Source organism: uncultured Sulfitobacter sp. (genome assembly GCF_947500075.1).
Classification (GTDB): Bacteria; Pseudomonadota; Alphaproteobacteria; order Rhodobacterales; family Rhodobacteraceae; genus Sulfitobacter.
Map to the genome: position 1 here is coordinate 39,857 of NZ_CANMQS010000012.1, position 15,422 is coordinate 55,278.

The window sequence follows — 15,422 nt, forward strand, 5'->3', positions numbered from 1 at the left end:
ATTGCTCAAAGAAGAACCGGCCTCTGTTGTATTAGAGGCCGGTACTGTTTCTTGAGCTGATCCTATTTCAGCAATGAGGTCAGTTTGGACACAAATCCATTCGCCCCAGCGAGCCAGTTCACTGCACCAGAGCTGCCAGCGCCTTCAGATTCGCTGACTTCAATGGGGGCGCCAACGCTGCCATCGTCATCCGCGTCACCGATTGCGGACAGGCTCCGTGCCGTGTCGGGATCAACGAACTGGCCGGTCACATCGTCAAAGACGAGGGTGGCAGGCGCATCAAAGCGTGTGCCTGTGTCCAGCGTTTCGTTCATCACATGTGACGGATCGAAGCCGATCAGGTGATCGTAGCCCAGTGTATGGCCCAACTCATGCGTCAGGGTAGACAGGATATCCATCCGGCCTTCCGCATCCGAGCCGTCCACCGCACGCAGGGTGCCTGCATTGTCAGCGACAAAGCCTGCCTCCTCAGCCGGACGGACATCGACGAACCAGCCGTGATCAGCCGCGTTGACATCCACCAAAATGGTGTTGCCCTGCGCTGCTGCCAGTGCCTGACCCTGAAGATTTGCCACACGGATTTCGACGTCACGCAAGGTTGCGATCTGTTCGTCGTCCAGATGACCGCTTTCTTCCCACAGTTCCTTTGCCGCTTCGAGGACTTCGCGGGCCTCATCAAGGGTCACCCGTGCATCAGACACACCATCCGCATGGGTGGAGGCCGTCAGCATCACCATTTCCTCTGGGCATTTCACCGGTGCCGGGATGGTTGCAATGAAGGGGTTCAGCTTGCCACGGATGGCGTTGTTGCTGTTCTCCCTCACAACCAGATCGGGCCGGTCTGCGGCAGCGATAAATTCTGCCAGCATGGCCTGAACCAGTGTGTCACGTTCGGACTGCGGCAGGTTGTTGCCCGCGATGAAGTCGTTGCCGATGCCGCGGACGAAGTCTTCGCCGTTGCCACCCACAAGCGTATCGCGACCCGCGCCACCTTCGACACGGTCCGACCCGTTTTCACCAAAGAGCAGATCACCCGGCTGCGAAGCTGAGCCCGGCTCACCGAAGAAGCCGCCACCCAGAACACGGTCGCTGCCGCCCTCGCCGCTGGCAAGGTCGATACCGTTGGACAGGTACAGGTTGTCGTTGCCGCCGCCACCAAGCGCCACGTGACGCCACAGGGTGTCTTCGTCGGCACCTGGGATCACGAAGTCACGCGACCCGTTGGTGCTGGCGATCAGACCCATCCAGATGATGTCGTGACCTCCGCCGCCGTGGGCAAAGTCGTGTCCGCCGCCGGTGGCAATCTCATCGTTGCCGCGCAGACCCATGATCGCGTTGTTGCGGTCATTGGCCCAGATGTTGTCTGCAAACTCCGACCCGACAACATCTTCGATATTGTCACGGGAGAACAACCGCACAGATCCGTCGGCATCGCCAAGGATGACGTCATCGCTATAGGCCTGAACCCCGATGTCCTGCAATTCAAGGGTGATACCCGTGTGGAAATTGCTGAAGTCGAGCACATCGCCGGTGTCGTTGGTCAGGCCATCGGGGATCTGTGCCCCGCCGCCATCACCATCAGGATCAATGGAAGCCGGGAATGTCCCGCTTTCGATGATCATGTCGGAGCCAAGGCGGCTGCCGGCAAAGACGTAGTTGTCGTCGCCGATCCCACCATAGGAGATGTCATCACCGCGACCGCCTTCGATGACGTCGCCACCGCCGATTGTCACATCCGTCAGCTTCAGACCCGTGACTGAGAAAGGATCGAAGTTTGGATGATCCTTGTTATCCGCCGGGAAGGTCTTGTTCAGGTCAGGTGTGCCGAGCTGGACAACTTCACCAGCGAACAGGCGAACCTGCGCATGATCACCGACAGTGATATCATCCCCATCTTCACCATGCAGGAAGTCAGCACCATCACCACCCACGATCACGTCACCGTCCAATCCACCAAAGATCTGGTCGGAGGAGTTCACAAGGCCGAGCGCTTCGGAGTTCATCTCGTAGGTCACGCGGTCCAGCACACGGATCTGACCCTGGTCACCCAGCACGCGATCACTGTCGAAGTCACCTTGTGGAACGATGTTGTCCTTGTCGCTACCGCTCACGATTTGCAGCGCTGCAAGAGCAGGCATGTTGCGCCCGTCCTGTCCCGCCAGACGCAGTGAGAAGCCATCGCCAACGATGTCTTTGAAGACAAAGACGTTCGCCCGCAGGAACGGATCGCTGCCATCGCTGGTGACGAGCTCCCGATTAAACGCGAGGCCCCGTGGGTTCAGGATGGAATGCACGACACCATTTGCGTCAATCAACTCGATATCCACATCGAACCGCTCCGGGCGGAACTGCATGTCGATATAGAGGTAGACGTCATAGGCATTTCCTGCACCGACCAACCCGTCAACACCGGTCAGGTCTGCACCTTGTACGCGGGCGCTGTTTTCGCGCATGTAGCCGTTGTACAGGCGACCCAGTTGGGTATCAGGGTTGATGGCAGAACTGTCACGGATCTGACCCACATGTGGGAAGCTCGAATCCAGTGCCCGACCAATCAGGAGGCTCACACCTTCCGAAGAGGTGAAACGTTCTGCTTCCTGACCTTTGGGACCGTTTTCGTCATCCAGACCATCCGCAGGATCAAAGAAGTCACCCAAGGTCCGGTTGTCGAGGTTCAGCCAGTTATCCGAAGCGACATAGCCTGTCGTTCCTTCAACAAAAGCCTCATCCACGGTCGATGACAGGTTGAACCCAAGCGACGTGATGTCAGGCGTTTCACCGTGCAGCGCGTCATCCACGCCATTGTGCACGCCGGTGTCACCGACATGGATGCAATCGTCGCCCTGACCGCCGATCACCATATCCTCACCGTTGCCGGTGATGATGATGTCGTTGAAGCTGAAGACTTCGGACGTGGTCTGGGTGCGCATATCCCGCAGCTCGCCCAGGTCGCCACCTTCTGGTGTGACGGTCCGTTCGGTCAGGGTGAATGTCGCGCGGCCATTGTCGCCAAAGACGGCATCATAGTCGGTCGCGCCCAGATCGGCATCGCCGGATGTATCGATGTAGTCATTGCCGGTCCCACCGAACACCACATCATCGCCGCCGCCAGTGAAGATGGCATCGTTGCCGCCAACTTCGATATCCACCGTCTCTGCCCGGTCAACAGGCAGGGATTTGCCCACGATCTGAAGGCCCGCCAGGTTTGGACGGGTCGCAAACAGCGCGCCGGGAGGTGCCGTGACTTCAATCACCAGACGCCCGTCGGTCAGGCCGGATACAGCGACGTAGTTCCCGATTGTCGGATTGTTCACATCAGTGGATGTGGCCTGAATGTACTGGCCATCAAAGTGGGTGCCACGTGGATCAGCGATGTAGATCGGATCATCCGACCCGATACGTGCAACCCGTGTCCCCAGCCCGTCAGGCGAGTTGTCATTGTCAGCATCCATGTAGAGATAGACGTCATACTCGGAATAGTACTGATCCAGCCCCTCGATCACGACCTCGATGGTCGAACGCTTGGCTGTGAAGATATACCCTTCGAACAGACGCTTGTCGTTGTCCTGACGTGGGTCGATCTCACGGTGTGCGTCGAAGCGCGCGGGATATTGACCGAAGATGCGGTTCTCGAGGTAATCCGCCTCTGACTTGAACGCTTCCTCGGCGAAGTCGTAGTCCTCAGGATCATAGCCGAAGCCGTCACTGAAATCATCGTCAAGGTAGGCTGGGACATCATCTGTCTTCACCCGCCATCCGATGGTCAGACCGGCAATATCAATGCCATTCTCATCAGTGATGAATTCACCCGCTTCGTTGCCAATCAGGCCCGATGGTGTGGTCAGGTTGTTCCAGTTGCCGCTGCGCGGTGCTGGCAGACCGTTGGTCGAGACACTGTCGTTTGTCCCTGCAACACCAATCACAGTCGCCCGACCCGGACGGCTGTCGAAGGAGAAGTTCAGATGTGTGAACTCTTCACCGCTCTGGTCTTCTGCCGAAGGCGCATCGAAGGTCTCGCTGCCGTTCAGGGTCAGGCGACCATTGTCACCAAAGACCACGTCGCGCACGTTCTGAAGTGTTCCGGTTTCGATGAAGTCATCACCGGCACCGCCCATGATCACATCTTCACCAACACCACCAAAGATCGCATCCTGGCCGCCGTTGTCGGAACCCACACCGATAATCTCGGTGACGGTGTCAAAGTCGGTGGTCTGGATCTTCTGCAACAACTCTGGCGGCAGATTTGGATCCTCAACGGTCTGGATCACGATACCATGATCCCCGAAGATGATGTCACGGAACGCGCCTTCTGGGGCGGTTGGGCCACCATCAATGCTGCCGGGTCCATCGCCAAACAGGACGTCATTGCCGGCAACCAGATTATCGCGCACCGGCGATGGGTTTGGCTGCAATGTGGTGCCGTCAGAAGGCACATTCGGATTCACCGTTGGCAGTGGGCTTTGGTCGTCCACAGCGATCAGCAGGGCGCGTGTCAGGATATCGACGTTCACGCCGCTGTCGCCATAGATGTGATCGGTGCCACGCTGGCCAAGGATGATGTCATCCCCTGAACCACCCGCAAGGTGATCGCCTGCCTGGCTGCCGATGATCAGGTCGTTACCTGCCCCACCATAAGCCGTGATGCCCACGCTTGGCAGATCGGCTGTTGCCACATCCGCAAAGAGTGCGCTCGCGTCAATGATGTCGTTACCGGCGTAGTCGAATGGATTGGCCAATGGCATCACCCATTCGTCGTCCTCATTGTCGCCATCGGGCAGCAGTGGGAACGGATCGAATGGCTTTTCACCGAAGTCATAGCCAAGTACGGAGTAAGGCTCACCGGCGTACCAGTTGCCGTCCTGACTTGTGTCACCGTAGATGACCAGCGGGCTGTCAGGCCCTGCACCGCCCAAGACTTCGAACGTGTCGCCACCAATCAGGATGCCGCCATCAATCCGCGGATTGAAGCCCGAGACCGTCACCAGACCTTCGATCTGGATGCCGATTGTCTCGCTCGTCAGCAGCATGGTGCCGCCGTCGATGGAGGCCACGGTGGATGTGCCCGGCAGACCTTCGATGGTCACTTCCTGACCCACGAAGAAGCCAAGCTCTTCCCAATCGCCTTCGATGTTGAGTTCAAGGATACCTTCGCCCTTGTCACAGCAATCGATGTCGATCTCGACCTGCGTCTCGACCCGCTCGGCCTTGGCCACGTGGATCTTCGCATCGTCCAGATTGCCCGTGGTGGTCAGTGGACCACCGTCGAGGATCAGGGTGGAGCCATCGCCCCAGTTGCCAAAGGCATCCACAGGCTCAAGGCTTGGATCAGCATCCACGATGTCGAGGATCAGACGCGTACTGTCTTCACCCTCAAGCTGGATGTAGTCACCCACCTGGAACTTGTCGCCCGCCCAGTCGAGACCGTCAAAGCGGGTCAACTCGATCGTGTCGCCTTCTTCGTTGGAGCCGAACAGATCAATGCAGAGCTCAAGCGGCATGTTGCCACCACCGTGCAGGACGGTCAGACCGCCATGCGGACCTTGGACAGACAATTCCATCTCGACGACGGAGGTGCCGACGAAATCGGTGTTCTCAAGCACCAGCGTGTCGCCATCGTCTTCGATGCCGATCAGACGCACGGATTGCACACCCGCATCGGTCTTGATCTGCACCAGATGACCAACGAGGAAGTTATCATCTTCCCAATCGCCGCCATCGGAGCGTGTCACACGGGTCTCTGTACCTGTTGTCGCCACGGCGAAGGTGCCGATGGTTTCAACCAGCGCATCCGTGGCAACCACGGTGATCTCGCCTGCAAGAACAGGCAGTGGATCACCTGACAACACCAGAATGGAGTTGTCGTTGGGGTCCTGACCCTCTGGCGTGACCGCATCGTCGATGCTTTCCACGGTCCACTGACCGGTCTGGCCTTCGATGGTCACGGTCTGGCCTGCGAGGAAGCCAAGACCCAGCCAATCGATGCCTTCACGGCTGATCGTGCCACCATCGGTGCCGTTTGGCGTGATGGTGAATTCACCCGTGGTATCCACGAAGTTCGCAGGATTCAGCGTGCCTTCGACAGTCATCGTGTCGTTGCCCTGACCCAGCATCACATTCACCACTTCGATGGTGCTTGTGGTGTCTGCGGTCTGGAACCCGTCCGCACCGAAGGTGATCCGGCCAAAGCTGATGCCACCCGGCACCACGGTGCTTTCGCCAAATTCGTTGGCGGACTGCGGCCCGAAGTCGAGCTCTTCTGCCATGCCGAAGCCAGTCAGCGTGGTTTCTGTCATCACGCCTGTGCCATTCTCAACGGAACTGTCGTTGAAGATGTTCAGCACATCGATCTGCTGGCTTTCAGGCGCCTGTGCCCCAATGGCGAACAGGAAGTCGTCCTTCTCACCCGGCAGTTTCAGACCGTTCTGGAGCGAGCGATCCGCACCTGTAACGCCACCTTCGACCTGCAATGGGCCGCGAATGTTGGACAGAAGATGCGGAGACGCTGGGAAGACTTTGGAGCCTTCGCGCGTGATCGGTGTGTCAAAGAAGCTATCTGCTTCCAGACCGATGGTCTGCTGTACCCAGTAATCCGCATCGGTGAAGGTCGCCACAGCGGCGATGCGTTCTACGCGGACGTCCGTTGACCCAGACGTCAGCCATGCGGGCAAGGCGGCTGTGAAGTCAGTCACCTGAAGCTTCTCATCGTTGGTGTCGTTGTCACCGCGAATGAGTTCGATCTTCATTTCGATCTCGTTGGCAGCGTTGTTGAGATCCGTCACACGGATCCACTGCCCTTCGAGGAAGCCATCAGCCAGCCAACCGGTGCCATCTGCACGGACCAGCTGCGGCCCGCCAAACTCAGGATCGGCGTCGAATGCGCTGGTCACAGTGCCTTCATAGATACCAATACGCGCCAGATCGAAGAGGATTGCCGCTTCGGCTGTCGCCTGACCCGCGCCGGTGAAGGCTTCGGTCAGTGTAATGGTCTGTGCAGTCACAGAAGCGATGAAGTAGTCCCCATCAAAGCCAGTGCCCAAACCTTCAACCCGGATCTGCTGACCGGCTGTGAAGCCTTCGTCAACAAAGGAGCCAAAGCCCTGCGCCACGCCATCACGGCTGATCGTGCCAACGCCACCGGCGTTTTCAGCCACAACCTGACCCTGGAACTGCTGCACAGGGCGCAGCGCCCCGACAGAAACATAGTCAGCAGGTGTCACGTTGACACCATTAACGCTGACGACATTGGCCAGACCGTCATTCAACAGCGCCACATCGACATCCGCTGTGGGCGTACCTGTCAGACGGATGGTGTAGTCATCCGCAGGCGCCAGCAACGTGCTGCCACCGCTTTCCTGAACAAGTGCACCGGCGGTGTCGTTGTCCAGCACGGTCACATCCAGGAAGCCGGGATCAGACCGCAGGTTCGGGAAGATGTAATCGGCCTGCGTGGTTGCATCATCACGCTCCACCATGATCACGGCACCCTTGGTGTCCTCGATCCGGGCGTCGTCACGCGCTTCCACATCCACAACCACACCGGTGTCCCAGTTGGCAGTGGTGAAGGTCACCCGCAAGAAGCCATCGGCCCCTTCGAATGCGCCTATATCCGCGCTGGTCAGCAGGATCTGCTTGTCGGCTTCTTCACCAAGCGCCAGCTTGACGACGATGCTTTCGCCCAACTCTGGCGCTTTCGACAGACGGACCAGCAGTTGGTCAGACAGACCTGTAACCGCATCACCTTCGATGACGGTGGTGTCCTGATCTTCGACAAAGGTGTTGTCGACAGGGCTGTAGCTGTCTTTCTCGATCTCGAAGATCTGCACACCCGGCGTGTCGTTGTCGCGCAGGTCGACTTCGACGTTGCGGACCGCGATGCCGTCGTAGGCTTCAACCTCAGCACCTGTGCCGGTCGCAATGACAGTGTGCTGGGTGACGACACGCTGGTCGCCCTCGGCCCGCAGATCATCGACTGCAAACAGATGCACGCTTTGCGCCTGATCCCAGTTGGTGTGGTCAAAGCGGAGCACCAGTGAACGGTTCTCTTTGTTTTCGATCACGTTGTCGACGTTCACCGGACGGGTGAACTCAACCGCTTGTGGATCGTTTGCATCGGCAGGTGCTGTGGACGACAGCCAGAAGGTGTCACCGACACCGCCGGGCAGACCGTCGTTGAACAACGTGCCGTCCTGCTCTTCTTGCGTGGAACGCGCGCCGGAGACAGTGACATATACCACCTGTCCTGCCAGCAACTGTTCCGCCAGACGCACGGTGTAGCTGTCGGTTGCTGTCGCACCCGGACCTTCGGTGATCCCGGTGAAGCCGTCGGTTTCCTCGATCACGACAAGGCCGGTCTCTTCGCGCGGCACGTTGTAATCGAACCCGTCGACCAGCAAGCCATCGTAGGCCACATCGTCAGAGGACAGCAGATGGTTCACGGCACCGGAGGCACCTTCCAACTCGCGTGTCACGATGTCTTCGGTCACGTCACCCGCCACGTTGATCGTGTCAGAGCCGAGGCCTCCGATCACACGGTAGGCCACGCCGAAGGCCGTGGACTGGACAAAGAACTCATCGTCGCCTTCCAGACCGTCGACTTCGATCACCTCGATGGTGTCGTAGCGCACATTCAGACCAGCGCCGAGGATACCCTCATCCGTGATCACGAAGTCGTCGGCAAATTCGGTGCCGAGGATGACCACCTTGTCAAAGCCCGTGCCGCCCTCGATGGAGACAGGTGCGTTGACGTTGTAGCGCACTTCATCATCACCACCGCCGGTGCGCACATCAACCGGACGGTCGATGGAGAAGCCATTGGCGCCAATGATCGGCTGTGGCAGCCCATCATCGCCGAGGATGAGATCGCCGGATCCATCGACCAGCGCCAGCGCGAAGGCGCGGACGGTGAAGGTGTCATCGTTGTCGCCACCTTCAAGACGCAGCTCAGACTGGTTGGAGTAGACGGTGAACGTGTCATTACCTGACCCACCCTGCGCCAGCAGTGGTGAATTCGTGCCCGCAGACAGGAAGCCGCGCGTTGTGGCAATCACATTCGGGAAGGCGTCCTGCGGCAGCAAGTTGCCGTCCACTTCGTTCCGCTTCAGGCCGTAGATCTGGCCGATCTGGAAGTTATCAGCGCCCTCGCCACCGTCCAGCGTGGTGATGACAGTCGTGTCATCGGTGAAGAAGGAATCGTCGCCCCCCTTGCCCAGCACGGTCATGCGACCATTGATGGAGGTGTCATAGCCAATGCGCTGCACTTCTGCGAAAGGCTCATTGCCTTGCAGCGTATCGCGGTAGGTGTCCTCATCGCCGTGGACCAGCGCCACATAACCGGGACGATCCGCCGTCTCGTTCGGGATGAAGTTCGAGCCACGCAGCAGGAAGATATCGTCCTCGGTCTCATTGCCGTGGATGAACAACTCATCGGAACCATCGTTCTGCGCGCCGGTGTCCAGCACGTTGATGATGTAGTTCCGCTGATCCGGGCCATTGGAGCCCAGCGTGTAGACATTGAACGTATCCGTCCCCTGCTGACCATCCAGACGCAGCGTATGTTCTGCGTTCTCATGGCCAAGCGCGGTGAGCACATCAAGCTGCGCAGGCGACGTCACGGTTGCGGTGTCTTGCAGGTAGTAGACTGTGATGTTGTCTTCATTCCCGCCGGCCTCAACACGTGTCTTGGAGCCAAGGAAGATGTAGCCGTCCTGCCCTTGCGTGGTTGTGCCGCTGATACCAGTGGCGTCACCGAACTGGATGTCATCGACATCGCTATTACCCGTCACCGTGGTGGTGAAGGTCGGAGCCGTGAAGGTTGGCGTGGCGGTGCCCATCGGATCCCCACCGGATTCGCTACCCAGTGCCACATCGGCACCGGCAATGATACGGCCGCGCAGGATGATATCGGCGCCGTGACCGAAATCGAAGTTCAGGAAGTCCCCGAAGATCGCGATGTTTTCCGCGGCCAGCACATCGGCGTTGTCATCGAAGGTGATATCGTCGCCAACCCGAAGGACGATGCCGCCCTGTTCGGCAAAGATGGCACCGTTGTTGATGATCCGGTCTGCATCCGCCTGGTTGGACGGACCACGGTCGTTGTTTTCCGCAAACCGGGCAGAACCTGCATCGACGATGATCAGATCTTCGTCCAGCTCCGCGGTTTCCCGCACAAGCAGGTTGATGTCGCCGGTGAAGCTGTGCGCGAGCACAAGGCGCAGTCCGCCATCGGCTTCCTCGACATAGATGTCGCCCGTTGCCTCAAGTGCGACGTCGGCACCACCTGCCGTCGTGCTGGTGTTGTCAGCGATGCCGAACTGGCTGTCGATCTCCAGATCATTGTCAAATGCACCAATGCCACCGCCATTGGCGTCAATGTCGACGCTTTGGCCATAGACATTTGTCAGGTTGTTCTCGGGCGCATCAGCGACCGAACCGTCAACCGTCCGCAGCGACACATTTGCATCGGAAGCCACGACACCGACCGGCATGTCACCGGCAATTTCATCCAGATAGATACCCATTGCTGTGGTCGCCACCGTGGGCGAGCCAACAACTGAATTGGAATCCCAGGCATTCAGCATGCCCGTGCCACCCTTGGCGGTGTTGATCTCAAGGAAGTTGTCCGCGTCACCAATCCCGCTGACGGTTGGCGCAGTTGGGTTCAGCGATGCTGGCAGCATCGTGTTCACGCCGGAGTTCAGCGTGATATTCGCCGCTGTCACATCCACCGTCGGCAGGTTGTCCGCATCGGTGATCTTGGCAGAGCTGTTGAGCACCACGTCACCCGCGGTGGAGTTGATGTGACCCGCCTGCAAGTCGCCTGCGATCTCGTTGTAGGTGATCATGCCGTTGGTGGTGACAAAGATCTGCTCAATGTCGTCCTCTGACATGCCACCTGCCCAATCGACGTCACCGTTGATGACAAAGTCGATTGTTGTGGTTGGCACATCCGGGATGATGGACAGACCATAGGTGCTGCCGCCAAGGCGCGTGGTCTCATAGAGACGCTGTTCGCCGCCCACGGCGTCGCCGTCCACATGGCCGATATCCATATCGTCCCCGGAACGGATGTTCAGGAAGTTATAGACGGAGTTCACCCGTGGTGCCATTGCCATGCCAATCGCACCAGTGCCGAAGGCCCGGAGGATACGGTCAAGCGCCACATCAGGTGTATTATCCGTTGGCCGGAAATGCTTGGAGAAGAACCCGACCTCTGGTGTTGTGCCGCGATCCGCGACGCTCACGTTGCCGACTGTACCCAGATCGTTGCCTTCACGGCTGTCATTCACGACGATGGACACGTCATCACCAGCCGTGATTTCGGTGATATTGACCGTCACAGGCAGGTTGTCGCCCAGAGTGGCGGAAGACCGGTCAAAGAACGACAGGTCAAGCACCACGTCCTGCGTGGCATTGGCTGTCATGTTCTCGGTAAAGACCGTGGTGTCACGGTCCTGATAGCGGACGAGCTCCACAACAATCGCTTCGCGCGTCGTGCCGTCCAGCAGACCAATGGAGCCGCCGGTTGCGTCAAGGTAAACTTCGTTGCCGCGAATGACCGCGTTGGCCCCCGCAAGTATGTTGCCGCGTTCGTTCAGAACGGTCGTAATGCCAATCGGATTATCGATCAGGCCATTCAGGATGATGTTGGACGGTGCAATGTTCGCCCCCATCCCGGTGCTCGCATTCAGGTTGAGAATGTCGATCACCGTCCGGGTGAAGGTGTTCACGATGTCAAATTCGAAGGTCACACCGGAATCGGTGTTTTCTGCAAGCGAGACATTGTTGGCTGGCGCATTCACCGGACCGGGCACACCCGCAACGCGGATTTCGATATCCGCCGGGTCCACATTGGTCGGATTCGTCCCAAGGCTGCCAGGATTGACAGGTGAGATGCGGTTGACCACCACATTTCGGTCGCTCTGGTTTTCGATCAGGACGAAGTCCCATGTGCGATGCAGATCAAACAGACCCGCGTTGCCCCAGATCTGACCCGCTGGATTGCCGGCACCCGGTTCATTCGCCGTGAATGTCGCGCGGCCAGAACCGGTGTTGAGGATGTCGTTGATCACGATGTCATCGCCGACACCGATTGGATCGCCGACTTCCTGACCACCCGCCAGTGTCACATTGACCTTCTGAACAACAATGCCGCCGGCGTTGACCCGCAGGATCGGGTTGGGCGAGGACAGCAGGATCACGGTGGATTCCCAGAAGATTTCCCGCTCGATCCGTTCGCTGCGGTTGTTGGAGACGCTGCCGAAATCAATGCCTGACTTACGATGCGACGCCTGTGCCGCGACGCGGTCACGGTCCACAAGCGAATTCACGTTCAACTCAGCTGTCCGCACAAAGCTCTCATCGCGGCCAAACACCTTGGCTTCGATGTTGTTGGCGGTGACGTTTGCACGCCCGTCGGTGTCCCCACCTACCGCATAGAGTTCAGCACGCGGATCTGCCCGGAGGTCCAGCTTGTCGTAACGGGCCGAGATGTCGACCTCGCTGTTGCCAAGGATCTGTGAACCGGTATCGAGGATCACATGGCTTGCCCCGGTGAGGGTCACGTCGCCACGTGCATCGCTGTCCGCGCCAAAGGCGCGGGCGATGGCAAAGGCATCCGCCCGACCGTTCACCTCGTTGGAGGAGACAATGTCGACGTCGTTGGCTTCGAGTACAGCTTCGTTCTCAAGCGTGACCCGCGTGGTCGCATTTATCGTCACACCCTTGCCACCAGTGTCGTTGGCACTTGCGTCAGCGCCAAAGCCGGAACCGTCTGCACGGGCGTAGACATCACCATCCACAAAGGTCCGACCCGCTGCTGTGAGCTCTTCGGAGGCTTTGACCAAGCCGTCAATGTCGACAGTATTGGTCACGTTGGTTGTCGATTTCGCGGTGCTGTCTGCGCCGGCACCCAAACCACCAGTATTGGTGGAGGACGTCGCCTCGGTCTTGGCTTGGACGCGGCCTTCGATATTTGCGTTGCCAGACGTGTCACCTGCCAGACCGGTCGCTGCATCACCATTGGCGATGATCGTTGGGGCCAGGGCGCCTGCTGTATCAGCACCGCCGTCGTTTTCACCGATGTCCAGATCGCTGATGATCGTCAGGTTCGCTGTGGCGTTCGCATCACCGACTGACACACCGCCGCCGCCGCGATACGTCGCGACCGCCAGGGAAGTTCCGCGGATATCAGTGGTGATATCCACTTCGTTGCCTTCGATATGCGCACCGTTCTCAACAGTCAGGTTGCCGTTCACGGTGACGTTTGTCGTCGCATTGGCAACCTTGACATCAATTGCACCACCGCCGCCGCCGGAGGCGGAGGACGTCACAGCCCGGTCACCGGATGGCGCACCGGAGAAGTTCGCAGCGCTCGTCAGGTCGAACATATGCGTGCCTGCGCCAGGCTCGATATCGATCACCACACGATGTTCACCACTGCCCGGCGACGTCAGGTCAAGGCCTTCCAACTCGAACTTGTGATCCCCGGCGTTGTAGCCATTGGGGTTCAGGTTGATCGCCGTTCCGCCCTCGGTCTCTGACAACTGGAAAGAGCCGCCGTCGCTGTTGACGACATAATAGTCCGCGCCGTTGGTCAGGTTCAGCTGCTGATCCTGGACCCGCTGAAGCGTGTGGAAATCCTCAGCCGCACCAGCAGATTTGTTCGGTGACAGCGCAATAATGCCCTGATCGAAGGTGGCAACAGTGTTGGCACGCTCCACCTGCGCCGATCCGTCAGTACCATCGTTGATCTGATTACGCACAGTCAGTTCAAGGGTCGTCGCGGAGGCGTTGAGAACCGTGTAGGTTCCGTTTGCGAACCCGGCACCCGACACGGTGATCTGTGTCCCGTTGGTGAAGCCATCATCCAACCAACTGCGGCCATCGGAACGCACCAGACGGTCATTTGGACCGGTCGGGTTGCCCATACCGTCTTCGGCGGCCTGAATGCCTTCAAGCGCGATCTCGGCAATGGTTGCATCAATGCCGCTTGCGCCGGACAGAACCATCTCATCGCCTGAGATGCTGACAATGGTGTAGGTGCCATTTGCCGCCGCGCTCATGGTGATGTCCACCTGCTCCCCGGCCGTCAGACCAAAGCCATTGTTGCCCCAATTGCCGCCATCCAGACGTTTGGCGGTGACGTTTCCGCTGTTGCCATCGCGGATGAAATCGACGGAGAGGTTCAACAGGCGGTCGTTCCGCTTGAGCTGAATGGAATCGCCATCTTTCGTTGCGACACGATAGATTGAGCCATCTGTCAGACCCCCGATTGCAACCGGATTGGTCCCCGGATCGGTGTCATTGTCGATCAGGTTGTAGATCACCTGATCCCCCACGTTCAGCGGGCTGCCGTCTTCGACGATGATGTTGTTGTTACCGGGCACATCGGTCGTGTTTTCCATGCCATCAAGAACAACTTCACCACCGGCGACTGCGACATCCACGAACAGGGAGCTGAATGCGTCAATCTCCGCCTCGGCGGTATAGGTGATCAGATCACCATCATTGAAAGTGTTCGTCGCAGTGACCGTGTTGCCGGACACGTTGTTGGCTGTCGTGTTCACAATCGCAGGCGGTACATCGTTGTCCTGCAGCTTGATCACATCCTCCGAGATCACCTTGACGCGGTAATCTTCGCCATCGACCAACCCGCCAATGGGTGTGCCGCTGGAGAAATAGGTGACGATCATGCCGTCGGTCAGGTTGTGACGCCATGGGAAGTTGATTGTATTTGCGGCTGTGTCGACAGCTGTGAACCCACCAACAGTCTGTGTTGCAGCGCCCAGCTGGATGCCATTCGCAGTCGGCACCAGAACAGTGTAATCCGCCCCATCCGTCAGCTGGCTGAGCGGTGTGTTGCCGTTGGCGCTGTAGGTCACCGAATTATTCGTGGTCAGACCATGCGGCAGATCGAACAGGATCGTATCCGTGGCGCCGTTCACCTGTGCTGCATTGAACGCCCCTTCGGAGGCAATGCCATCAGGCACATTGTGATCCGCAGCGATGGAAACAAGACCTGCCAGTGACTGTAATGTGGAGCCACCTTCAACGGTCACGTTTACCGCGCTTGTGCTGACTGCCGCACCACCGAAGGTACCAATGCTCAGCCCGCCAATGCCTGTCGAGCGGGTCGTGGCATCCGCATCCGTCAGACCCAGCGCGCGCACCTCGATATTGCCGGTCGCGATGATCTTGCCTGCGGATTTGCCGACCGTTGCATTGGTGCTGCCGCCACTGCGTGCTTCGGAATTGGACGAGCCAACCTCAAGCAGACCGCCGCCCGTAGAGATGACAGTGGCCACAGCGGCATCAGAACCGCGCGCGTTTACCGAGATAGACGCGGCACCCGCACCATCTCCATCACGCACCTGGCCCAGGATGTTTGCGCGCGTGATGCTGGAAACCGTTGCCTTCGGGCTTGC

General features: G+C 58.8%; 1 protein-coding gene (cut by a window edge). It reads right to left on the reverse strand.

The features are described 5' to 3' along the window. Nucleotides 1-62: 62 nt before the first annotated feature. Nucleotides 63-15,422, reverse strand: the final stretch of a protein-coding gene (locus tag Q1A91_RS22600; RefSeq protein WP_299882912.1) for an LEPR-XLL domain-containing protein. It continues 20,277 nt past the right edge of the window; 15,360 of the gene's 35,637 nt are visible here — the last part of the coding sequence; the start codon falls outside the window, past its right edge; it ends in the stop codon at nucleotides 63-65.